The 22,432-nt window shown below is 73.0% G+C and carries 23 protein-coding genes; 18 read left to right on the top strand and 5 right to left on the bottom strand.

Features of this window, described 5'->3' with window-relative positions; translation table 11 throughout:
• The first annotated feature begins 64 nt into the window (after window positions 1-64).
• The 5 genes from NQ707_RS03360 to NQ707_RS03340 all read left to right on the top strand — a co-directional run bounded on the left by NQ707_RS03360 (window position 65) and on the right by NQ707_RS03340 (window position 5,598).
• On the top strand, window positions 65-331 hold the full coding sequence (locus NQ707_RS03360; protein ID WP_055684404.1) for a GlsB/YeaQ/YmgE family stress response membrane protein: 267 nt from the start codon (window positions 65-67) through the stop codon (window positions 329-331).
• A gap of 121 nt (window positions 332-452) precedes the next feature.
• Window positions 453-1,838 carry a M50 family metallopeptidase gene (locus NQ707_RS03355; protein WP_404434784.1) on the top strand — a complete coding sequence of 462 codons (1,386 nt, stop codon included), beginning with the start codon at window positions 453-455 and terminating at the stop codon, window positions 1,836-1,838.
• Window positions 1,835-2,812 carry a DUF4081 domain-containing GNAT family N-acetyltransferase gene (locus NQ707_RS03350; RefSeq protein WP_058731581.1) on the top strand — a complete coding sequence of 326 codons (978 nt, stop codon included), beginning with the start codon at window positions 1,835-1,837 and terminating at the stop codon, window positions 2,810-2,812. The genes NQ707_RS03355 and NQ707_RS03350 overlap by 4 nt, the downstream gene beginning before the upstream one ends.
• A gap of 87 nt (window positions 2,813-2,899) precedes the next feature.
• Entirely contained in the window at window positions 2,900-4,702 is a 1,803-nt protein-coding gene (locus NQ707_RS03345; RefSeq protein ID WP_058731582.1) for a proline--tRNA ligase, read from the top strand.
• Window positions 4,703-4,803: 101 nt separating this feature from the next.
• Window positions 4,804-5,598, top strand: a complete 795-nt coding sequence (locus tag NQ707_RS03340) for a TSUP family transporter (RefSeq protein WP_058731585.1) — start codon at window positions 4,804-4,806, stop codon at window positions 5,596-5,598.
• Here NQ707_RS03340 and NQ707_RS03335 read toward each other — a convergent pair.
• Window positions 5,595-6,575 (bottom strand): hypothetical protein, encoded by a 981-nt coding sequence (locus NQ707_RS03335; protein ID WP_058731583.1) that lies wholly within the window; start codon window positions 6,573-6,575, stop codon window positions 5,595-5,597. The two genes, NQ707_RS03340 and NQ707_RS03335, sit on opposite strands and share 4 nt — an antisense overlap.
• Window positions 6,576-6,801: 226 nt before the next feature.
• Between NQ707_RS03335 and rimP the strand changes: the two genes are divergently transcribed.
• From rimP to NQ707_RS03285, 10 genes are all read left to right on the top strand, one after another.
• Window positions 6,802-7,440, top strand: coding sequence for a ribosome maturation factor RimP (gene rimP / locus NQ707_RS03330; RefSeq protein WP_404434775.1), 639 nt, complete (start codon window positions 6,802-6,804; stop codon window positions 7,438-7,440).
• 116 nt (window positions 7,441-7,556) lie between these two features.
• Window positions 7,557-8,564, top strand: coding sequence for a transcription termination factor NusA (nusA, locus tag NQ707_RS03325; protein ID WP_055684410.1), 1,008 nt, complete (start codon window positions 7,557-7,559; stop codon window positions 8,562-8,564).
• 145 nt (window positions 8,565-8,709) lie between these two features.
• Entirely contained in the window at window positions 8,710-8,970 is a 261-nt protein-coding gene (locus NQ707_RS03320; RefSeq protein ID WP_055684411.1) for a YlxR family protein, read from the top strand.
• A gap of 243 nt (window positions 8,971-9,213) precedes the next feature.
• On the top strand, window positions 9,214-12,102 hold the full coding sequence (gene infB / locus NQ707_RS03315) for a translation initiation factor IF-2 (protein ID WP_404434772.1): 2,889 nt from the start codon (window positions 9,214-9,216) through the stop codon (window positions 12,100-12,102).
• A gap of 178 nt (window positions 12,103-12,280) precedes the next feature.
• Window positions 12,281-12,844, top strand: a complete 564-nt coding sequence (gene rbfA / locus NQ707_RS03310; protein ID WP_081046357.1) for a 30S ribosome-binding factor RbfA — start codon at window positions 12,281-12,283, stop codon at window positions 12,842-12,844.
• Window positions 12,845-13,942 (top strand): tRNA pseudouridine(55) synthase TruB, encoded by a 1,098-nt coding sequence (truB, locus tag NQ707_RS03305; RefSeq protein WP_064725788.1) that lies wholly within the window; start codon window positions 12,845-12,847, stop codon window positions 13,940-13,942.
• Entirely contained in the window at window positions 13,939-14,310 is a 372-nt protein-coding gene (locus NQ707_RS03300; RefSeq protein WP_058730230.1) for a hypothetical protein, read from the top strand. Before truB ends, NQ707_RS03300 begins: the two co-directional genes overlap by 4 nt.
• Window positions 14,311-14,377: 67 nt before the next feature.
• Window positions 14,378-14,842, top strand: coding sequence for a hypothetical protein (locus tag NQ707_RS03295; protein WP_231377352.1), 465 nt, complete (start codon window positions 14,378-14,380; stop codon window positions 14,840-14,842).
• 144 nt (window positions 14,843-14,986) lie between these two features.
• Complete coding sequence (locus NQ707_RS03290; RefSeq protein WP_279752015.1) at window positions 14,987-15,844, top strand: DUF4345 domain-containing protein; 858 nt, start codon at window positions 14,987-14,989, stop codon at window positions 15,842-15,844.
• 11 nt (window positions 15,845-15,855) lie between these two features.
• Complete coding sequence (locus NQ707_RS03285) at window positions 15,856-16,824, top strand: bifunctional riboflavin kinase/FAD synthetase (RefSeq protein WP_129357867.1); 969 nt, start codon at window positions 15,856-15,858, stop codon at window positions 16,822-16,824.
• Window positions 16,825-16,937: 113 nt separating this feature from the next.
• On the opposite strand, the gene NQ707_RS03280 is transcribed toward NQ707_RS03285, so the two are convergent.
• The 3 genes from NQ707_RS03280 to NQ707_RS03270 all read right to left on the bottom strand — a co-directional run bounded on the left by NQ707_RS03280 (window position 16,938) and on the right by NQ707_RS03270 (window position 19,139).
• Window positions 16,938-17,771, bottom strand: coding sequence for an aldo/keto reductase (locus NQ707_RS03280; protein WP_058730226.1), 834 nt, complete (start codon window positions 17,769-17,771; stop codon window positions 16,938-16,940).
• A gap of 106 nt (window positions 17,772-17,877) precedes the next feature.
• Window positions 17,878-18,684: a 5'-methylthioadenosine/S-adenosylhomocysteine nucleosidase gene (mtnN, locus tag NQ707_RS03275; protein ID WP_224799883.1), complete on the bottom strand. Its 807-nt coding sequence runs from the start codon at window positions 18,682-18,684 to the stop codon at window positions 17,878-17,880.
• Window positions 18,681-19,139 carry an S-ribosylhomocysteine lyase gene (locus NQ707_RS03270; RefSeq protein ID WP_058730232.1) on the bottom strand — a complete coding sequence of 153 codons (459 nt, stop codon included), beginning with the start codon at window positions 19,137-19,139 and terminating at the stop codon, window positions 18,681-18,683. The genes mtnN and NQ707_RS03270 overlap by 4 nt, the downstream gene beginning before the upstream one ends.
• 141 nt (window positions 19,140-19,280) lie before the next feature.
• On the opposite strand from NQ707_RS03270, the gene NQ707_RS03265 reads away from it, so the two are divergent.
• Window positions 19,281-19,661 carry a hypothetical protein gene (locus NQ707_RS03265; protein ID WP_224799882.1) on the top strand — a complete coding sequence of 127 codons (381 nt, stop codon included), beginning with the start codon at window positions 19,281-19,283 and terminating at the stop codon, window positions 19,659-19,661.
• 170 nt (window positions 19,662-19,831) lie between these two features.
• A complete protein-coding gene (locus tag NQ707_RS03260) occupies window positions 19,832-21,046 on the top strand; it encodes a PLP-dependent aminotransferase family protein (protein WP_058730225.1) in 1,215 nt (404 codons plus the stop codon).
• Window positions 21,047-21,181: 135 nt separating this feature from the next.
• Here NQ707_RS03260 and NQ707_RS03255 read toward each other — a convergent pair whose 3' ends face one another.
• Window positions 21,182-21,772 carry a DNA-3-methyladenine glycosylase gene (locus tag NQ707_RS03255; RefSeq protein ID WP_081046358.1) on the bottom strand — a complete coding sequence of 197 codons (591 nt, stop codon included), beginning with the start codon at window positions 21,770-21,772 and terminating at the stop codon, window positions 21,182-21,184.
• Window positions 21,773-22,059: 287 nt separating this feature from the next.
• Here NQ707_RS03255 and rpsO point away from each other — a divergent pair, with 287 nt between their 5' ends.
• Window positions 22,060-22,329: a 30S ribosomal protein S15 gene (gene rpsO, locus NQ707_RS03250; protein WP_058730223.1), complete on the top strand. Its 270-nt coding sequence runs from the start codon at window positions 22,060-22,062 to the stop codon at window positions 22,327-22,329.
• Window positions 22,330-22,432: the final 103 nt, after the last annotated feature.

Raw genomic sequence — 22,432 nt, 5'->3', positions numbered from 1 at the left:
ACCACGGGAGCGAACACGCTCCCGCGGGGCCCGCCCGAGAGCAAGAACCTGGAGAGTGACAGCAATGGGACTCGGATTCCTCGGATGGATCGTCCTCGGCCTGGCCGCCGGCGCCATCGCCAAGGCCATCATGCCCGGTCAGCAGGGCGGCGGCTTCTTCGCCACCATGCTGCTCGGCGTCGTGGGCGCCCTGGTGGGCGGCTTCATCGGCCAGGCCGTGGGCCTGGGCGGCAACGGCTTCTGGTCCATCGGCACCTGGATCCTCGCGATCATCGGCACGCTGGTCGTGCTGTTCATCTGGGGCCTGATCACCGGGCGCAAGGCCCGCTGATCCGGCAGTGCCCCGCCTGACGGGGCGCAACCCGGAAGCGACGGGGCCCGTCGCTCTCCCGCCCGCCGAGCGCGGCGGCGGGGAGCGGCGGGCCCCGTCCGCGCGCCTAGACTGGGAAGCCATGGATCTTTCGACGCTGTTCAGCGGCTCCTGGCCGCTGTTCCTCCTGGGTGTGGTGCTGATGGTGCTGGGCATCGCCGCCTCCATCGCCCTGCACGAGATCGGGCACCTGGTGCCCGCCAAGCTCTTCGGCGTGCGCGTCACGCAGTACATGATCGGCTTCGGCAAGACCCTGTTCTCCCGCCGCCGCGGCGAGACCGAGTACGGCATCAAGGCCATCCCCCTGGGCGGATACATCTCCATGATCGGGATGTATCCACCGGCCGGTGCGGACACCGGGGCCGATGCCGAGGCCGAGACGCCGTCCGGACCCCGCGGGATGCTGCGGCGCATGGCCGCCGAGGCCCGCGCCGTCGAGGCCGAGAAGCGCCAGCCCGGGGACGAGGACCGGCAGTTCCACCGCCTGCCCATCGGCAAGCGCATCATCATCATGCTGGGCGGGCCGTGCATGAACCTGCTCATCGGGCTGGTGTGCCTGAGCATCGTCGTCGTGGGCTTCGGCACGGCCGCGCCGACCACCACCGTGGGCTCGGTCAGCGCCTGCGTGCAGCAGGTGCGCACCAGCCAGGCCGAGGACTCCCGGGCCCAGACCTGCACCGACGCGGACCCGCAGGCCCCCGCCCACGCCGCGGGCATCCGCGCGGGGGACCGGCTGATCTCCTTCGACGGGCGGGAGGTGACCTCCTGGGATCAGGTCAGCGCCCTGATCCGCGAGGACGGCGGGAAGACCGTGCCCGTGGTCGTGGAGCGGGACGGGCAGCGCGTGCAGCTGAGCATCACCCCGATCACCACCCAGCGTCCCGTGGCCGACGCCGCCGGGGTCCCGCAGCGCAACCCGGACGGCACCCTGCGCACCCGGGAGGTCGGGTTCATCGGGGTCAGCCCGGTGCAGGACCTGCAGCCCGGCAGCATCCGGGACGTGCCCGGGGTGGTGGGGCAGACCTTCGCCAGCATCGCCGGGGTGATCGTCAAGCTGCCGGTGCGGGTGTGGGATGTGGGCGTGGCCCTGTTCTCCGGGCAGGAGCGCCCCGCGGACTCCCCGATGTCGGTGGTGGGGGTGGGACGGGTGGCCGGTGAGGTCGCCTCCGCCCAGCAGATCACCGACAAGGCCAAGGCCGCCTCCCTGATCTCCGTGCTGGGCACCCTGAACCTCAGCCTGTTCGCCTTCAACCTCATCCCGCTGCTGCCGCTGGACGGCGGGCACGTGGCCGGGGCGCTGTGGGAGGGGATCCGCCGCGGCCTCGCCCGACTGCGCGGGAAGCGGGACCCCGGCCCCTTCGACCCGCTGCGGCTGATGCCGCTGACCTACGTCGTCGTCCTGGCCTTCCTCGGGATGTCCGTGCTGCTGATCGCCGCGGATCTGCTGGACCCGGTGAAGGCCCTGTGAGCCGCGGACTGCGCCGCGCCCTGCGCGCCGGGGCCGGGCCCGCCCGGAGACTGCGCCACCGACTGGACGGGCCCATCGTGCGTCCGCTGACCACCGAGGACGCCCCGGGGCTGCACGCGATCCTCGACGCCGATCCGGTGACCCACCTGTTCGCCTCGGAGCACCTGGAGCGCACCGGCCTGCCCCGGCCCTCCCGCCTGGCCGGGATGCGCACGGCCTCCCCGTTCCTCGGCGTGCTCGATGCCGAGGACGGCACCGGGCTGCTCGGCGCCGTGTGGTTCGGGGCCAACCTCGTGCCGCTGCGCCTGGCCCCGGAGCACGCCCCCGCCGTCGCCGCATGGGTGCGCGCGACCCGCCGGCCGATCTCCTCGCTGTTCGGCCCGGCCGCCGACGTCCTGCCGCTGTGGGAGGCCCTGCGCGAGGACGGGGGCCTGCGCGCCTTCGACGTGCGCCCGGAGCAGCCGCTGCTGGCCCTGGCCCCGACCGACCCGGACCGGCGGGGCCTGCGCTCCCGGCGGGACCGGGCCCGCCTGCACGACGCCGGGATCTCCCCGGTGCGCTGGGCCGAGGGGGAGGACGTCTCTCGCCTCTTCCCGGCGGCCGTGGCCATGTTCACCGAGGAGGTCGGCTACTCCCCGCTGGAGCGGGACCCCCAGGGCTACCGCCAGCGCGTGATCGAGGGGGTCATGGACCGGCGCACGGTCCTGGCCCTGGACGAGGACGGCGCGGTGGTGTTCAAGACCGACGTGGGCCTGGCCCACGAGGGGGTATGCCAGCTGCAGGGGGTGTGGCTGGATCCGCGCCTGCGCGGGCGTGGCCTGTCCGAGCCGCTGCTGCGCCAGGCCTGTTCCCTCATCGGCGCGCGGTATGACACGATCAGTCTGTACGTGAACAGCTACAACGCCCCGGCCCGCGCGCTGTACCGCGCCGTCGGCTTCGAGCGGATCGGGACCTTCGCGACCGTCCTGCTCTGAGGCGGCCCCGCACCGAGCCGCACCGCGCCCCGCCGTAGACTGGACACGCCCGATGAACCCCTGACCGCCCAGAAACGGACACCATCCTTGGCCCTGCGTCTCTCCTCCCTGTTCCTGCGCACCCTGCGCGAAGACCCCGTCGACGCCGAGGCGGCCAACCACCGCCTCCTCGTGCGCGCCGGCTACATCCGCCGCGCCGCCCCCGGCATCTACTCCTGGCTGCCGCTGGGACTGAAGGTCCTGGCGAAGGTCGAGGCCGTGGTGCGCGAGGAGATGGACGCGATCGGCTCCCAGGAGGTCCACTTCCCGGCCCTGCTGCCCCGCGAGCCCTACGAGGCCTCCGGGCGCTGGGAGGAGTACGGGGAGAACCTGTTCCGGCTGCAGGACCGCAAGGGAGCGGACTACCTGCTGGCCCCCACCCACGAAGAGATGTTCACCCTCCTGGTCAAGGACCTGTACTCCTCGTACAAGGACCTGCCGGTCATGCTGTACCAGATCCAGACCAAGTACCGCGACGAGGCCCGTCCGCGCGCCGGGCTGCTGCGCGGGCGCGAGTTCATCATGAAGGACTCCTACTCCTTCGACGTCGACGACGCCGGCCTGGACGCCGCCTACGACGCCCACCGGCGCGCCTACCAGCGGATCTTCGAGCGCCTGGGCCTGGAGATCGTCATCGTGCGCGCCCAGTCCGGGCCGATGGGCGGCTCCCGTTCCGAGGAGTTCCTGCACCCCACCGAGATCGGGGAGGACACCTTCGTGCGCTCGCCCGGCGGCTATGCGGCCAACGTGGAGGCCGTGACCACCGTGGCCCCCGAACCGGTGGATGCCTCCGGCACCCCGGCCGCGCACGTGGAGCACACCCCGGACTCCCCGACCATCCAGACGCTGGTGGACCAGGCCAACGCCCTGCACCCGAAGGCCGAGGGCAGCTGGAGTGCCGCGGACACCCTGAAGAACCTGCTGGTCGTGGTGACCCTGCCGGACGGGCAGCGCCGGGTGGTCGCCGTCGGCGTGCCCGGGGACCGCGCCGTGGATATGAAGCGCCTGGAGGTCTCCCTCGTCTCGGCCCTGGGGGTCGGCGGCGAGGTGGAGGTCGAGCAGGCCGGGGACGAGCAGCTGCGCGCCTACCCCCAGCTGGTCAAGGGCTACATCGGCCCGGGCCTGGCCCCCGACGCCGCGGTGCTCGGGGAGGACTCCGAGACCGGCATCCCGTACTTCGTGGACCCGCGGGTCGTGGAGGGCTCCGCGTGGATCACCGGGGCCAACCTGCCCGGCCAGCACGTCTTCGACCTCGTGGTCGGCCGGGACTTCACCCCCGACGGCGTCGTGGAGGCCTGCGAGGTCCGCGAAGGGGACCCCGCCCCGGACGGCTCCGGGCCGCTGTCCACCGCGCGCGGCATCGAGATGGGCCACATCTTCCAGCTGGGCCGCAAGTACGCCGAGGCCCTGGGGCTGAAGGTCCTGGACTCGAACGGCAAGCTCGTCACGGTGACCATGGGCTCCTACGGCGTCGGGGTCACCCGCGCGCTGGCCGCGATCGCCGAAGCCAACCACGACGAGAAGGGCCTGATCTGGCCCCGGAACCTCGCCCCCGCGGACGTGCACGTGGTCGTGGCCGGCAAGGGCGAGGAGATCCTCGCCGGGGCCGAGCAGGTCGTCGAGGAGCTGGAGGAGCAGGGGCTCACCGTGCTGTTCGACGACCGCCCCAAGGTCTCGCCCGGGGTCAAGTTCGGCGACGCCGAGCTGCTCGGCGTGCCCACCATCCTCGTCATCGGACGCGGATTCAAGGACGGGAAGCTGGAGCTGAAGGACCGCCGCACCGGCGCCACCCGGGACATCGACCTCGAGGACGCGGCGCGCACCGTGGCCCTCGAGGTGCGCGGGGACTGAGCGGAAAGGCCGGGACCGTGAGCGCGTCGTCGGCACTGGGACTCCCGCTGACCGCGGGGGCGCTGCCCGGTCTCGGCGCGCTGGCGGCCTGGCCGCCGGGCCTGTGGTGGCCCGAGACCGGGGTGGAGCCCTGGCTGGTGGCGCTGCTGCTGCTCGGCGGCTTCGCGGCGGGCTGGATCGACGCCGTCGTCGGCGGGGGAGGGCTGATCCAGCTGCCGCTGGTCCTGATGCTGCCCGGCATCACCCCGGTCCAGGCGCTCGCGGTGAACAAGTGCGGTTCGGTGTGCGGGACCGCCGTGTCCACGGTGACCTTCCATCGGCGCACCCCCGCCCGGATCCGCCCCGCCCTGCCGATGGCCGCCGTGGCCTTCGCCGGAAGCTTCGGCGGGGCCTCCCTGGCCGCTGCCCTTCCCACGGCCGTGTTCAAGCCGGTCATCCTGGCCGCCCTGGTGGGGGTGCTGATCTTCACGGTGGCCCGCCCGCAGGCCGGGCGGGTGTCCCGCCCCGAGCGGTCCGCGGCGGCACAGGCGTGGATCTCCGTGGGCATCGGCCTGGTGCTCGGCGCCTACGACGGGCTGCTGGGCCCGGGCACGGGCTCCTTCCTCATCATCGCGATGGTCACCCTGCTCGGCTTCGACTTCCTGCGGGCCAGCGCCCGGGCGAAGGTCACCAACCTGGCCACCAACCTGGGGGCCATCTGCTTCTTCGCCCTGCACGGCTCCATCCTGTGGGGCCTGGGCCTGCTGCTGGGGGCGGGCAACATGCTCGGCGGGCTGCTCGGGGCGCGCAGCGCAGTGGCCCGCGGCAGCGGCTTCGTGCGGGCGGTGTTCCTCGCGGTGGTGACGGTGCTGATCCTGAAGACCGGCTGGGACGTGATCCGGGAGATCTCCGCCTAGCCGGCGGTGCCGGGCAGGGCCGGGATGTCCAGGTCCGCCGAGGCCTGCAGGGCGGTCTCCACCGCCAGCGTCCGCACGGCGAACCGGGTCCAGGCGGCGTCGCGATCCGCGTCCGCCTCCAGCTGCTCCCGCAGCATCGCGTAGCCGATCCCGGCCAGCTCCCGGCTCTGGGCGGTCACGAAGGCGCCGGGCTCGGATTCGGCCACCCGGTAGCCGGCCTGCGGGGCGGGCAGGGTCCCGCAGTCGGATCCGAAGGACTCGCGCAGCTGGGTCAGCTGCGCCTCGTGTCCGGTCTGGGCGGCGTCGGCCCGCTCCACGGCCCGCTCCGAGGCCCCGGTGATCCCGGCCCGTGCCCGCAGGACCTGCTCGGACCACACGGCCTCCTCCCACCCGGCCGCCAGCCGGGCGGCCGGCGCCTTCGCGTCCCGGTCGCCGGCGGGGCAGGTGCCGTCCTCCGTCAGCGGGCCGACGGCGGGCACGCCCGTCAGCTCGGCGAGAGCCCGGGACTCCGCGGAGCCCGGCTGACCCACCTGCACCAGGCGCCCGGTCAGCTGGCGGGCGGTGAGCCAGTGGGCGACCGCCATCGAGGTGAGGCTCGCGGCGCCCTGCGCGTCCACGTGCTCGCTGCGGGACAGCTTAAGCAGGCGGGCCGCGGAGTCGTCGTAGGAGGCGGCCAGGCCCGTCAGATCCGGGGTCGCTTGAGGCTGCGTGCCCGCGGCCTGCTCGACGACGCCCGCATCCAGGGCCTTCAGCTGCTCGTCCAGGTCCGCGAGCATCGGATCCTTCCGGGAGGCCTCCGCGGAGGAGGCGCGCACCTGGGCCTGCAGGCTCTTCAGATCCGCGGCGGCCTGGCGCTGGGCGTCGCGCGCGGGGCGGTTGTCCTGCACACGCCACCACAGCAGCCCGCCCCCGGCCAGGAGCAGGATGAGCACGATGGCGAGCACGAGGGTGAGGGTCTTCGGCACGGTGGCGCGCATGGGCGGGGGACCTCGCAGGTTCGTTTCGGCGGCGGGGCAGGGACCTGCCCATCATCCCACGAGGTCCCGGCCCGGCCCGCGATAGCCTGGATCCCGAAGCACCCGAGACCAGACCAGACCAGATCAGCGCAGACCGTCCGGATCGGAAAGGCGCGACGCCGCCCCGCCCGGCACCGAGCATCGCCCGCCCTCACCGCACCGGCCGGGGCGTGCCGAAGGAGAGCCCATGTCCAAGGACCACGCCAAGAAGTCCTCCACGTCCCGATACCGGCGGAAGCTGGCCCGGCAGAAGGCCCACGCCGACTACTCCGAGCAGGCCCACCCGCGCCGAGGGCTGGCCGAGACCGTGGACCTGGAGCGGATCGAGCAGCTGATCCGCCCGGTGCTGGCCTCCTTCGACCTCGTACTGGAGGAGGTCACCGCCCGCGGGGCCGGCAACGGCCAAACCCTCGCCGTCGTCGTCGATCTGCCCGAGGACGCCGAGGGCTCCGTGTCCCTGGACACCCTGGGGGAGGTCTCCCAGGCGGTCTCTGCCGCGCTGGACGCGGATCCCGAGGAGCTGGAGACCGCCTACCTGCTGGAGGTCACCTCCCCGGGGGCCACCCGGAAGCTCATGCAGACCCGCCACTGGAAGCGGGCCCGCGGGCGCCTGCTGCGGATCACCCCGCAGGAGGGGGAGGCGTTCCTGGCCCGCCTGGATGCCGTGGAGGAGGGCGCCGACGGGGTGCGCGCCCTGATCCGGCGTCGGAAGAACACCCGCAAGGGCCAGCCGGAGTCCTATCACGAGCAGGAAGCCCTGGACCCGGCGTCGGTGCGCAAGGCCCAGGTGGAGGTGGAGTTCTCCGGTCCGGCGGACGCCGAGTAGACTGGCCCCGGACCGCGGGCCGGTCGCCTCCCGATCGCGGAGGCGACCGGCCCGCGCGATCAGCATCAGCGGGGTCCCGCCCGTGGGAGACGAGCAGCAGCGAGAGAGGTTCGACCGTGGATATCGATATGAGCAACCTTCGCCTCCTGGAGAAGGAGCGCGAGATCCCCGTGGAGACCCTGATCTCCATGATCGAATCCGCGCTGCTGCTGGCCTACGAGAAGAACCCCGGCGCCATCCGCGGGGCCCGCGCGCACGTGGACCGCACCACCGGCCGGGTGAGCATCTGGGCCCCCGAGGTGGACGAGGACGGCCAGCGCATCGGCGAGTTCGACGACACCCCGAAGAACTTCGGGCGCATCGCCGCGGCCACCGCCCGCCAGGTGATCTTCCAGCGCCTGCGCGAGGCCGAGGACGAGCAGGTGCTCGGGGACTTCCGCAACCGCGAGGGCCAGCTGGTCTCGGGGCAGGTCCAGCAGGGCGGTCGCGGGGGCATGGTCCACGTGGACCTGGGCACCGTGGAGGCCGTGCTGCCCGAGCACGAGCAGTCCCCGCGGGAGAAGTACCCGCACGGGACCCGGCTGCGCGCCTACGTGGTCGAGGCCCGCCGCGGCTTCAAGGGCCCGTCCATCACCCTGTCCCGCACCCACCCGGATCTGGTGCGCCGCCTGTTCGAGCACGAGGTCCCGGAGATCGCCCAGGGCGAGGTGGAGATCAAGTCCGTGGCCCGCGAGGCCGGGCACCGCACCAAGATCGCGGTGCACGCGACCCGACCCGGCATCAACGCCAAGGGCGCGTGCATCGGGGAGATGGGCTCCCGAGTCCGGGCGGTGACCTCCGAGCTGAACGACGAGAAGATCGACATCGTCACCTGGTCCGAGGACCCGGCCCAGTTCATCGCCGGCGCGCTGAGCCCGGCCAAGGTCTCCCGGGTGGAGACGGACCCCGCGGGGCGCTTCCAGGCCCGCGCGATCGTGCCGGATGACCAGCTGTCCCTGGCCATCGGCAAGGAGGGGCAGAACGCCCGGCTGGCCGCGAAGCTGACCGGGTGGCGCATCGACATCGTCGCCCAGTCCAAGGCCGCAGGCTCCGGCGCGGATCGCTCCGCGTCCCCCCGCGGCTGAGGCCGCGGTCGCACCGCGCCTCACACGATCTGTGTCCTGCCTCTCGGTCTTGGGTTCCGCGCCGGGCAGGGGCTAGACTGGTCTGCGGTCGTCGAACCGTCGCATCCGCGCGCGCCCGCCGAGCACCGAAAGGGGTCGAACCGCTGTGTCCTCCCCCGCCGGTCAGCGCACGTGCATCGGATGCCGCCGGATCGAGGACCGCACCGCACTGGTCCGTGTGGTGCTCTCCCATCCCGCCGACGCCGCCGTGCCCCAGGTCGTCGCGGACCCCACCCGGTCCGCCCCCGGCCGCGGAGCGTGGCTGCACCCCCGACGGGAGTGCCTGGAGCGCGCGGAACGGACGAGGTCCTTCGCCCGAGCGTTCCGCCGCGCCGTCGATCCCGCGCCGCTGCTCACCTCCTGGTGAGGTCAGCGCGGCCGCACGGCAGCGGGAGAGCTCACCCCACCGCCGATGTCGACGGGAGGCGCCTGCCGGCGCCGCCCCATGGAAAGCGAGTCAGAAGACCGATGGAAACCCGATGAGTGCCGCGCGATGAGTGCTTCAGTGTGCTCTGCCCACGGCGTGCTCGCGATGCCCGCGCACCGCGAGACCCTTATACGGATTTGACCGGCCCGAGCCTGTTTCGGCTCGGACCGAGACAGGAGTAATGTGGCCAAGCCCCGCGTCCACGAGCTCGCCAAAGAGCTCGGCATCCCCTCGAAAGAGGCCGTTGCCAAACTGCAGGAACTCGGCGAATACGTCCGAGGCGCCTCCTCCACGGTGGAGCCCCCCGTGGAGAAGAAGCTGCGCGCCGCCTTCGCGGACCGCGTGAAGAAGCAGGAGCCCGCCAAGGACTCCGCGGCCAAGGGCTCCGCCCCGAAGCCCTCCGGCGCGGGCAACCGCCCCGCCGCCACCCCCAAGACGGCCGGGAAGACCGCGCCCAGCCCCGCGCAGATGGGCAAGCCCGCCGGCCAGCAGGCCCCTGCCCAGCCCGCCCCGCAGGCCAAGACCGAGCAGGGCGCCTCCGAGTCGGCCCCGTCCGCTCCGGCGCGTCCCGCGGCCAAGCCGTCCAACGCCCCCAAGCCGGGGCAGAAGCCCGGGCCCAAGCCCGGCAACAACCCCTTCTCCACCCAGCAGGGCATGAAGGGCTCCGAGGCACCGACCCCCGGTCCGCGCCCGTCCGCCTCGCGCGGCTCCGCCCCCAAGCCGGGGGCCCCGCGTCCGGGCAACAACCCCTTCGCCTCCCAGCAGGGCATGCGCGGCTCCGGTGCGGGTCGCGGCGCCGGTCAGGGTGAGCGCCGCGGCGGTCCCCGTCCCGGTGCCCCGCGTCCGGGCCAGGGCGCCGGCCAGGGCGGCCCGCGCCCCGGCGGACCCCGTCCGGGCCAGGGCGGTCCCCGCCCGGGCGGTCCGCGTCCGGCTCAGGGCGCCGGTCAGGGCGGTCCCCGTCCGGCCGCCCCGCGTCCCGGCGGCGGCAACCGCCCCAGCCCCAACATGATGCCGGCCAAGATGCCGGCCGGGGTGGGTCCGCGCGCCGGTGCGCCGGGCTCCAACCACGGCCCGCGCCGGGGCGGCCCCGGCGGCGGTCCCGCCCGCGGTGGGGCCGGTCGCGGCGGCCGGGGCAACGCCCAGGGCGCCTTCGGGCGCGGGCACTCCCGCCGCAGGCAGCGCAAGTCCAAGCAGGCCAAGCGCCACGAGCTGGAGCAGATGCAGGCGCCCACGGTGGGCGGCGTCGTCGTCCCCCGGGGCAACGGCCAGACCATCCGGCTGCGCCGCGGCGCCTCCGTCATGGACTTCGCGGAGAAGATCAACGCCAACCCGGCCTCGCTGGTGACCGTGCTCGTGCACATGGGCGAGATGGTCACCCAGACCCAGTCCCTGGATGAGGACACCTTCAAGGTCCTCGGCGAGGAGCTGGGCTACAAGGTCGAGGTCGTCTCCCCGGAGGACGAGGAGCGCGAGCTGTTCGAGTCCTTCGACATCGACCTGGAGGGCGAGCGCGAAGCCGAGACCGAGGAGCAGCTGCAGGCCCGGCCCCCGGTGGTCACCGTCATGGGCCACGTGGACCACGGCAAGACCCGCCTGCTGGACGCCATCCGGCACACCAACGTCATCGAGGGCGAGGCCGGCGGCATCACCCAGCACATCGGCGCCTACCAGATCACCACCCAGGTGGACGGCGAGGACCGGAAGCTGACCTTCATCGACACCCCGGGTCACGAGGCGTTCACCGCCATGCGCGCCCGCGGTGCCAAGGTCACCGACATCGCCGTGCTGGTGGTCGCCGCGGACGACGGCGTCATGCCGCAGACCGTCGAGGCGCTGAACCACGCCCAGGCGGCGGACGTGCCGATCGTGGTCGCGGTGAACAAGATCGACAAGGAGGGCGCGAACCCGGAGAAGATCCGCGGTCAGCTCACCGAGTACGGTCTGGTGCCCGAGGAGTACGGCGGGGACACCATGTTCGTGGACATCTCCGCCCGCCAGGGCCAGCACATCGACGAGCTGCTGGAGGCGATCACCCTGACCGCCGACGGCGCGCTGGATCTGAAGGCGAACCCGGACAAGGAAGCTCGCGGCGTGGCCATCGAGGCCAACCTGGACAAGGGCCGCGGCGCGGTCTCCACCGTCCTGGTCCAGTCCGGGACCCTGCACGTCGGGGACGCGATCGTCGCCGGTGTGGCCCACGGCCGCGTGCGGGCGATGTTCGACGAGACCGGCGCCTCCGTGGAGGAGGCCGGCCCGTCCCGGCCCGTGCAGGTGCTCGGTCTGAACACCGTGCCGCGGGCGGGGGACACTTTCCTGTCCACCGGGGAGGAGCGCACCGCCCGCCAGATCGCGGAGAAGCGCGAGGCCGCGGACCGCAACGCCCAGCTGGCCAAGCGCCGCAAGCGCGTCACCCTGGAGAACTTCGACGAAGCCGTCTCCGAGGGCAAGATGGACACCCTGAACCTGATCATCAAGGGCGACGTCTCCGGTGCCGTGGAGGCCCTGGAGGACGCCCTGTACAAGATCGAGGTCGGCGACGGGGACGAGGTCCAGCTGCGCGTGATCCACCGCGGCGTCGGCGCGATCACCCAGAACGACGTCAACCTGGCGACCGTGGACAACGCGATCATCATCGGGTTCAACGTCCGTCCGGCGGAGCGCGTGCAGGAGCTCGCGGACCGCGAGGGCGTGGAGATGAAGTTCTACTCGGTCATCTACCAGGCGATCGAGGAGGTCGAGCAGGCCCTGAAGGGCATGCTCAAGCCCGAGTACGAGGAGGTGGCCCTGGGCTCCGCGGAGATCCGCGAGGTCTTCCGCTCCTCCAAGTGGGGCAACATCGCCGGGTCGATCGTGCGCGACGGCGTGATCCGCCGCAACGCGAAGGCCCGCCTGGTCCGGGACGGGAACGTGGTCGGGGACAACCTGACCATCGAGTCCCTGCGCCGCTTCAAGGATGACGCCACCGAGGTGCGCGAGGGCTACGAGTGCGGCATCGGGCTCGGCTCCTTCAACGACATCAAGGAGGGCGACGTCATCGAGACCTGGGAGATGCGCGAGAAGCCCCGCGACTGACCCCGGGCCCCGTGCCGGCCGCAGGTCGGTGCCACTGAGCGAGCCGCCGTCGGCGCGGATTCCCAGCTGTGGGATCCGCCCGACGGCGGCTCGTCGTCCTTCGGGAGGGTCGCGGATCCACTAAACTGACAGGGGCGCACCGCACGGTGTGCCGTCGTCGTGTGCAAGGAGAAGTCCCATGGCTGATGCCGCCCGCGCCGCCCGCCTGGCCGACCGGATCAAGGTCATCGTGGCCCGCGCCCTGGAGCGACGGGTCAAGGACCCACGCCTGGGCTTCGTGACCGTCACCGACGCCCGCGTGACCAACGACCTCCAGCACGCCACCGTCTACTACACGGTCTACGGCACCGACGAGGAGAAGGCCGGCACCCGCGCCGCCCTCGAATCGGCCAAGGGCATCCTGCGCTCCGAGGTCGGCAGGAACATCACCGCCCGGCTGACCCCCACCCTGACCTTCGTGCCCGACGAGGTCCCGGAGAACGCCAGCCACCTCGAGCAGATCCTGCGCACCGCCCGCGAGCGCGACGCCGAGGTCGCCGCCTCCTCCATCGGCGCCCAGTACGCCGGGGAGGCGGACCCGTACAAGAAGGACCGCGAGGACCAGGAGCACGACGAGACCGAGCAGATCCTCGACGGCTACGACCCCGTCGAGGAGGACTTCGACGACGAGGCCGCGGCCGAGCCGGACTCCGGGACTCCGCAGGTCCGCCGGGATGAGGACTCCGCGGAGGACGCCGACTAGGTGGCACGCGGCAGCAGGGACAGCACCGGGCCCTCCGGGCTGCTCGTGGTGGACAAGCCCGCCGGGCTGACCAGCCACGACGTCGTCGCGCGCACCCGCCGCCTGGCCGGGACCCGCCGGGTGGGTCACGCCGGCACCCTGGACCCCATGGCCACCGGCGTGCTGATCCTCGGGATCAACCAGGCCACCAAGCTGCTGACCTGGATCACCGGGGAGACCAAGAGCTACGACGCCGTGATCCGGCTGGGCGCCTCCACCGTGACCGACGACGCCGAGGGCGAGACCACCGCGACCGCCCCCGCCGGGGCCGTAGAGGCCCTGGAGGACGCCGCGGTGGACGCCGCCGTGGCCGGGCTGACCGGGGACATCCAGCAGGTGCCCTCCGCGGTGTCCGCGATCAAGGTGGACGGGAAGCGCTCCTACGCCCGGGTGCGCTCCGGGGAGCAGGTGGCGCTGAGCGCACGACCCGTGAGGATCGACGAGTTCACCGTGCACGAGCGCGTGCGCACCACGGGCGCGAACGGCGTCCCGGTGCTGGATCTGTGCGTGAGCGTGTCCTGCTCCTCCGGGACCTACATCCGGGCCCTGGCCCGGGACCTCGGCGCGGCCCTGGGGGTTGGCGGGCACCTGACCGCGCTGCGCCGCACCCGCATCGGGCAGGTGGGGCTGGCGGATGTGGCGACCCTGGAGGAGCTCTCCGCGCGGCGCGAGACCGGGCAGGGGCTGCCCCTGCTGCCGCTGCAGGAGGCCGCCCGGCGGCTGTTCCGCGAGCGCCGGCTCACCGGCGCCGAAGCCACCGACGTCTCCAACGGGCGATGGATCACCCCCAGCGGGACCCGCCCCGAGGGCCAGGCGCCCGCCCCCGCGGAGTCCGAGCGGGTCAGCACGGGCGCGGGGGAGGGGATCGTTCCGGTCGCCGCGCTGAGCGCGGGCTTCGCCCCGGACGGCACCCTCGTGGCCCTGCTGCAGGACCAGCGCCGCCGCGGACGGGAGGTCGCGGTGCCCCACCTGGTCTTCGCCTCCGGGCAGCGCTTCGACGGGCCCGAAACGGGGCCCGACGCCGGCGCATCGGCCGCCGCGGGGGAGGGGGCCCCGTGATCGCCGGATACGACCTGTGGTTCTGGATCAGCGTGGTCCTCGGCGGGATCTCCGGGCTGATCTGCCTCGTGCAGTTTCTGCGGGGCAAGGCCCCGGATGACTTCTCCCAGGGGTCGGTGCTGGTGCTGGAGCTGTTCCTCATCGTGTACCTGGTCGGCTCGATCATCATGCAGATCGCCACGGACGGGCCCGCCGGGGACGCCTGGGAGTACTACGGCTACCTGCTGACCGCGATGATCATCCCCGCGGGCACCTTCATCTGGTCCCTGGCCGAGCGGACCCGCTGGTCCACCCTGATGCTCGCGGTGGCCGGACCGATCATCGCGGTCATGGTGCAGCGGATGAACATGCTCTGGTACTACTACTGAGGCATCGCCGCCCGCATCCACCGACGTCGCACGGGCCCACGCGCCCGGAAGGAAAGGCCACACGCCCATGAGCACCACCCCCGAGCAGACCGGCCGGCAGCACGACGCCGCCTCGACCCCGCCTCCCGGTCCGGCCGCCAAATCCTCCGGGCCCGGCCGGCTGCTCGTGGCGGTCTACGCCCTGTTCTCCCTGGCCGCCGGGTGCCGGGCGCTGATCCAGCTGATCTTCCGCTTCGACGAGGCCCCGGTCTCCTTCATCCTCTCCGGGGTGGCCGCCGCGATCTACGTGGTCGCGACCATCGCCCTGGCGAAGACCTCGCTGCGGGCCTACTGGGTGTCGGTGTGGACGGTGGGCATCGAGCTGGCCGGTGTGCTCGCCGTCGGGGTCCTGTCCCTGGCCGCCCCGGAGCTGTTCCCCAAGGCCTCGGTGTGGTCCCACTTCGGCTCCGGCTACGGCTACGTCCCGCTGGTGCTGCCGGTGATCGGCCTGCTGTGGCTGCGCCGGAACCGGCCCTCCACCCGCCGAGGCTGACTCGGCTAACCTGATCCGCCGGGGTCGCTCCGCCGACGCGGACCCGACCCGGCGAGCATGTGCTGGCGCGCACCGCGGCCGGCGGTGCGTACCCTGGAGACATCACCGCGCGGAGCGCGGCCCCGCAGCAGAAAGGCACCGATCATGAGCACTGAGCCCCGTCCCGAGTCCTCCCGCTCCGCCGCGGGGGAGCCCGCCGCCCGCGAACCCTGGACCGCCGGGTCCGGGGAGGGGACCCGCGGCGACGCCGCCGCGGCCTCCGCCCGGGAGGCCGGCGCCGGCCGGGCCCCTGGCTCGGCCCCGCGCAGCCCCTCCCGGCAGGCCACCTCCCGGGAGGCCGCCGCCGAGCGCGGCACCGCAGCACAGGGTGGTGCAATGACTCAGCCCGGGTCCCGCGGTGCCGACGGCGCGGCCGCGACGTCGAGCCGGTCCGCGGCCGCGGCGTCGGCCCCGGCTGGTGCCAAGACCTCCGCCAAGGCCCGCCGGGGCGCGGCCGGCTCCGCCCCCTCCGGGTCCTCCCCGGCCTCCAAGGAGGACGGCAGGCCCCACGACTGGTCCCTGTTCCGCCTGACCATCGCCGTGTACGGAACCCTGATCATCGCCTACGGGGTGTGGCAGGTGCTGGCCGGGGCCGGCTCCCTGCCCGGTGGGAACCCCGAGCCCGGCACCACCATCGCCTCCGCCTACGGCGGGTTGGCGGCCGTGCTGTGCGGGGTCGGCGCGGCCTTCGTCGGCATCGCGATCAAGTTCCAGTGGGCCAACACCCTCAGCTTCGTGTGCTGCACCGTGTTCCTCGGCGGGATCGGGCGCGTGCTGGCCTGGGCCTTCTTCGGGCTGCCGCACTGGTCCTCGATCGTGCTGATGATCCTGGACCTGGTCATCCCGCCGTGCCTGCTCGTCTGGTACGCGTGGATCACCAAGGCCAACCGCATCCGCCGCGAGATGGCCGCCGGCCCCCACGGGGTGCGCCCGGCGGGCTCCGAGACCGCGGGCAAGCGCTAGGGGCCGCGGGCGTGCAGTGCTTCACCAGCCTCGGGCAGGTGCCCGAGGACTTCGGTCCCAGCGTGGTCACCATCGGCAACTTCGACGGCGTGCACCGCGGGCACGTGCGCGTGCTCTCGCAGGTGGTGGATCAGGCCCGCGCCCGGCGGGCCCGCTCGGTGGCGGTCACCTTCGACCCGCACCCGGCCCAGGTGCACCGCCCCGACCGGCCGCACCACCCGATCATGGGGTGGGACGACTGCCGGCTGCTGATGGCCGACACCGGGCTGGACGCCCTGCTGCTGCTGCCCTACTCCCTGGAGTTCGCCCGGACCACGCCCGAGGACTTCATCCGGGAGACCTTCGTGGATGCCCTGGGCGCGAAGGCCGTGGTGATCGGCGCGGACGTGCGCTTCGGCCGAGACAACGCCGGGGATCTGGAGACCATGCGGGAGCTGGGCCGCCGGTACGGCTTCGACGTCGTCGTGGTGGAGGATCTCGCCGCCGACGGCGAGGGCGGGGAGGAATCCCGTCGCTTCTCCTCCACCTGGATCCGGGAGCTGCTGGCCGCCGGCGACGTCGAGGAGGCCGCGCGGCTGCTGGGTCGGCACCACCGGATGAGCGGGGAGGTGGTGCACGGGGCGGCCCGCGGACGCGAGCTGGGCTTCCCCACCGCCAACATGGCCCCGGATTCGGACGGGCTGGTCCCTGCGGACGGGGTGTACGCCGGGTGGCTGTTCGATGAGGCCGGCACCCGCTGGCCGGTGGCGATCTCGGTGGGCTCCAATCCGACCTTCGAGGGTGTGTCCCGGCAGGTGGAGGCCCACGTCATGGACCGGCCGAAGGAGCGGGTCGAGGACTTCGACCTATACGGGCAGCACGTGCGCCTGGAGTTCGTGGCGCACCTGCGGCCCATGGTGGCCTACCGGGGCATGCAGGCCCTGATCGAGCAGATGCACCAGGACGTGGCCGACGCCCGCTGCGCCCTCAACCTGCCCTAGCCCCAACCCTACCCGCGCTCGCCCCCTGCGCCGAGTCATCACTTCCAACAGAAAATCGCGCGGATTCTCGTCGAAAGCGATGACTCGGCGCAGTAGGGAAGAGAGGAGGTGTCTCAGAACTCCTCGTGGGTGCGGGGGTCGTAGCCCTTCAGCCCGATGCCGGTGTGCGCCAGGTGCAGCTTCTGCATGTCCTCCTCGGACAGCTCCCAGTCGAACACGTTGAGGTTCTGCTCCATCCGCTCCGGGTTCGCGCTCTTGGGCAGCGGGATGATGTGGTTCTGCACGTGCCAGCGCAGCACCACCTGGGCGGGGGTGGCCCCGATCTGATCGGCGATCTGCCCGACGGCGGAGTCCTCGGCCAGCGCCTTCATCCGCCCCAGCGGGGACCAGGCCTGGGTGATGATGCGGTGCTCGTCGTGGAAGCCGCGCAGGGCCTCCTGCTGGTACTGCACCTGCACCTCGATCTGGTTGACCACGGGCATCTCCCCGGTCTCCTCCTCCAGGCGCTGCAGGTGCTCCGGGAGGAAGTTGGAGGTCCCGATCGAGCGGACCAGGCCCTGCTCGCGCAGCTCGATCATCGCCTTCCAGGACTCCACGTACAGGTCCACGCTCGGGTTGGGCCAGTGGATCAGGTACAGGTCCAGGTACTCCAGGCCGAGCCGACGCAGCGACTCCTTGCAGGCGGCCAGGGTCTTGTCGTACCCGTGGTCCTTGCCGGCCAGCTTGGTCTGCACGAACAGCTCCTCCCGCTCGACGTCGGGGGAGGCGGCGCGGATCCCGCGGCCCACGCCCTCCTCGTTGCTGTACTGGGCGGCCGTGTCGATCAGGCGGTAACCGCGCCGGATGGCCTCGGAGACGTTCGCCTCGGACTCGGCGTCGTCCATGGGGTAGGTCCCGTAGCCGATGGCGGGGATCTCGTGTCCGTCGCGCAGGACGTGGTGGTTCATGGTGTTCTCTCCTCTCCGGTCGCCGCGGGGTGCGGCGGCGGTGGTCGGTGGTCGGGCGCGGGGCGCGCCAGGCCTCGGGTCGGTGGTGCGGGGGCTCAAGGCCCGCTCAGGCGGCGTCGAGCAGGGCCAGGACGGTGCGGGCGGAGCGCTCGGCGACGATCTCCACGGCCAGGTGGAAGTCCTGATCCGCGGCCGGTCCGCACAGATCCGAGATCCCGCGCACGGACAGGAACGGCACGCCGTACCCGGCGGCGACCTGGGCGATCGCCGTGGTCTCCATGTCCGTGCTCAGCGCCCGCGGGAAGGCCTGTCGGGTGTCGGCGACGTTCGCGGCGGTCACGAAGGAGCCGCCGGCCAGCATCGGCCCGAAGCGCCGGACGCCCTCCTCCTGGGCGGGCAGGGCGCGGGCGGCGGCCAGCAGGTCCTCGTCCCCGGGGTAGCTCGCCGGCATCCCGGGCACCTGCCCGCGCACGTAGCCGAAGGCGGTGGCATCCGCGTCCGTGTACGCGTAATCGGTGCCCACCACGACGTCGCCGACCTCCACCTCCGCGTGCAGGCCCCCGGCCGAGCCCGCGGAGACCACGGCCCGGGGCCGGGCCAGCAGGAGGGCCGCGGCGGCCGCGCTCGCGGCGTTGGCCAGCCCGATGCCGGTGCGCACCAGCAGAATCGTCTGAGCACCGCAGCGCAGGGCGGTGGCGCGGGCGTGGCCCAGCCGGACCGGCTCGGCCAGGGCCGTGCCGCGGTCCAGGAAGGGCGCCTCCTCTTCATCCATCGCCACCAGGACGACGGCGCCGCCGCGCAGGGCCGCCGCGGTCTCCGGGTCGAGCGGCGAAGGCGCCGCGGCATCGGCGGCGGGGGTCGTCGGTTCGACGTCGGCAGCCGCCGTCGACCGCGTGTGCTCCTGCTGGCTCACGCGTAGACCTCGTCCCAGGAGTCCCGGGCGGCCAGGAAGCCGCGCACGGCCTCCTGCGCCCCGGCCAGGGAGTGGTTCGCGCCCCAGCCGCACTGGGTCTCGTTGGCCGCGGGAACCTCGTCGGCGGCCAGGATGTCCCGGAAGGTAGCCTCCAGGATCGGGGCGAACCGCTCCGGCTCCAGGCCCAGGGTCAGCGCGTAGAAGCCGGTCTGGCAGCCCATGGGGGAAAAGTCGATCAGCGCGTCCGTGTGGTTGCGCATGTGCTCGGCGCTCAGGTGCTCGATGGAGTGCACCGTCTTCATGTCCAGGTGGTCCCGGTTGGGCTGGGTGAAGCGGACGTCGTACTTGATCAGCACGTCCCCTCCCGGCAGCTCCTTCCGGTCCGCGATCCGCACGTAGGGGGCGGCCACCTTGGTGTGGTCCAGGTTGAAGGATTCGACGTTCATCTTCTGCATGCTCCCCATTGTCCCGCATCCGCCCTGTCCCACATCCGCCGCCTCGCGCGCGTGGCGCTCGCCGCAGTCGGTGGCCGCAGGGGGCGCGGGTGGGATATACCGGAGGGTGAGCACCGTTCGCCCGACCCCCAGGAGACACCCATGTCCGCTCTGACCAAGACCCTCGGCCCGACCCTGACCTCCGCCACCGGACTGATCGGCGGCTACTCCGTGGCCCGGGCCACCGGCAACCGCCCCCTGGGCGGGGCCGTGCTGGCGGTGGCCGGCGCGGCGGCCTTCCGCGGCTGGAAGCGCAACGCCGGAGCCGGGCGGGCCGCGCTGCTGACCGGCGCGTACACCGCCGCCTTCGGCCTGTCCCACCCGCTGGCCAAGAAGATCGGCGCCTGGCCCTCCGTCTACGCCGTCACCGGCGCCGTCGCCCTGGCCTCCCTGACCCTGGGCAAGGCCCGGAAGAAGAGCTCCTTCGAGCTGGTCACCGAGAACATCAAGCACGCCGCGAAGCAGGCAAAGAAGGGCAAGTAGGGCACAGCCCGCTCGACGTCGCCGAGGCGGCGCCGCGGCCGCCGTCCTCCCCTGGGGGGCGGCGAGCGCGGCGCCGCCTCCGCGCATCCCCCGGGGGAATGGGCGGCTGCGGCCGGGGCTACAGTGGGAGGGCACACACGCCGTCGCCCTCGAAGGAGGACTCCAGGATCATGACCGCCCCGCATCCCGAGTTCAGTCCCCGCATGTCCCGCGCCTTCGCCCAGACCGAGGACTCCCCGGTCCGGGCATTGCTGGATCTGGTGAGCCGCCCCGGGGTCATCTCCTTCGCCGGCGGCATCCCGGATCCCGCGTTCTTCGACCTGCCGGCCATCCGCGCGGCCTACACCGCGGCCCTGGAGAAGCCGGAGCGGGCCCTGCAGTACTCCTCCTCGGAGGGCGAGCCGGACCTGCGCGAGGCGATCGCCCGGAAGATGACCGCCGAGGGCGTGCCCACGGGGCCGGGGGACCTGATCATCACCACCGGCTCCCAGCAGGGCCTGACCCTGCTGGGCCAGGTCATGTGCGATCCCGGGGACGTGATCCTCGTGGAGGACCCCACCTACCTGGCGGCGCTGCAGACCTTCGGGCTGGCCGGGGCTCGGTTCGTCGCGGTGGAGTGCGACGACGACGGCGTCGTCCCGTCCGCCCTGCGCGCCGCGATCGCCGAGCACGATCCGAAGCTGGTGTACCTGATCCCCAGCTTCCAGAACCCCAGCGGGCGCACCATGAGCGAGGACCGGCGCCGCGCCGTCGCCGACGTGCTGCTGGAGACCGGCGTCATGCTGGTGGAGGACGACCCGTACTCCGCGCTGCGCTACGACGGCGAGCCGATCCCGACCATCGCCTCCTTCGAGGGCATGGCCGCGCAGACGGCGCTGCTGCAGACCTTCTCCAAGTCCGTGGCCCCCGGCATCCGGCTGGGGTGGGCGCGGGTGCCGGCAGGGATCCGGGACGCGATGGTCGTGGCCAAGCAGGCGATCGACCTGCACAGCTCGACCGTGGACCAGCTGGCCGCCGTGCACTACCTGACCCACCCCGAGACCCACATGGATCCGACGGAGAAGCTGGAGACCTACCGGGCCCGCCGGGACGCGATGGTCCGGGAGCTGCCGCGGGCCCTGCCGGAGGGGACCCACGTGACCCACCCGATCGGCGGGATGTTCCTGTGGGCCGAGCTGCCCGAGGGCTGGGACACCGACGCGCTGCTGCCCTACGCGATGGCCGAGGGCGTGGGCTTCGTGCCGGGCAGCTCCTTCCACGTGGACACCTCGATCCGCAACACCATGCGCATCTCCTTCGTGACCAACCCGGAGGAGGACATCGTCGAGGGCGTGACCCGCCTGGCCCGCGCGGTGCAGCGCTACCGCGCCGAGCAGCCCAGCTGACCCGCCCTCACCTCACCCCCTCGCGTCTGATCCCAGCGCCGAGTCATCACTTTCGACCAGGAAATCCGCGATTTTCGGTCGACAGTGATGACTCGGCGCGGGTTTGGGGGCGCACGGGGAAGGGAGTGGGCGGGGTCAGGAAACGGCCGTGCGGCGGGTGCGGGGGCTGGTGACCGTCGGGTCCCCGGGGATCCAGAAGCGCAGCGGGGCCTCGGCGTTCTTGGTGATGCCGATGCGCCGACCCCGCACCCACTCCACCCGGTGCGTCGGGGCGTGCAGCGCGAACTCGGGGGAGCGGGCATCCGGGGCCAGGGAGAGCGCGGCGCCGTCGTCCTCCAGGCTCAGGCCCAAGCAGGCGCCGACGTTGCCGGGCCCGCGGGCCAGTCCGGCGTCCTCGGGCCTCTCCCCGCGGCGGGCGCGCACGACGTCGACGCCGTCCATGACCTCGCCCGCGCGCATCAGCACCCCGCCCGCGGTGCCCTCCGGGGAGCACACCAGGTTCCCGGCCCGGTGGATGCCGTAGGAGGCGTAGACGTACAGGTGCGCGGGCGGGCCGAACATCGTGCGGCACCGCGGGGAGGGCCCCTTGTACGCGTGCGACGCCGGATCCGCGGTGCCCAGATACGCCTCCACCTCGGTCAGACGCAGGGCCACCGGGCCCCGGCGGATCACCGCGCCCAGCAGCTGCGGGGCCACGACGTCGGCGGGCTGGGAGAAGTCGATCATGGCGCCCATGCTCTCACGCGCCAGGTGCGCAACGCCGAGCCGTCACGGACGCGGCCCGGGCGCGGCCCATTCCCCACGGGGATGACGGCTCGACGCACCGGGGCCGCCCCTTCCCCCGGCACCGCGCATCCGGTAAGATGGAAAGGACGTCTGGCTGCAGTCCGCGGTTGCCAGGCGCCCCGTCCCCAGCCTCGCCGGTGCGTCCGGCGTGCGGCGACGGGTGGGGTACCCGGCGGCGAACACGCCGTATCGGGACGTTCGCGGCACAACGCTCGAGGAGCAATCCCATGTCACTGGATCCCGCCGTCAAGCAGGAGATCATCAAGGAGTACGCGACCCACGAGGGCGACACCGGTTCGCCCGAGGTCCAGGTCGCCGTCCTGACCCGTCGGATCACCGATCTGACCGAGCACCTCAAGTCCCACAAGCACGACCACCACTCCCGTCGTGGTCTGATGATCCTCGTCGGTCGCCGCCGCAACCTGCTCGGCTACCTGCGTCGGATCGACGTCGAGCGCTACCGCACGCTCATCCAGCGTCTGGGCATCCGCCGCTAGTCCACCCGGACCTCTCGGCGCAGGAGTCCTCACGGGACGCGCCGCACGGCGCGTCCCGTGAGCGCATCCGCCCCCCCGGGCCGCGGGCCCGGGAACCGCGCGC

It is taken from the genome of Rothia sp. BD8, from assembly GCF_044878465.1.
GTDB classification, from domain to species: Bacteria; Actinomycetota; Actinomycetes; order Actinomycetales; family Micrococcaceae; genus Rothia; species Rothia kristinae.
The sequence above is the reverse complement of the archived record's forward strand: the minus strand, read 5'-3'. Positions and strand labels throughout refer to the sequence as shown.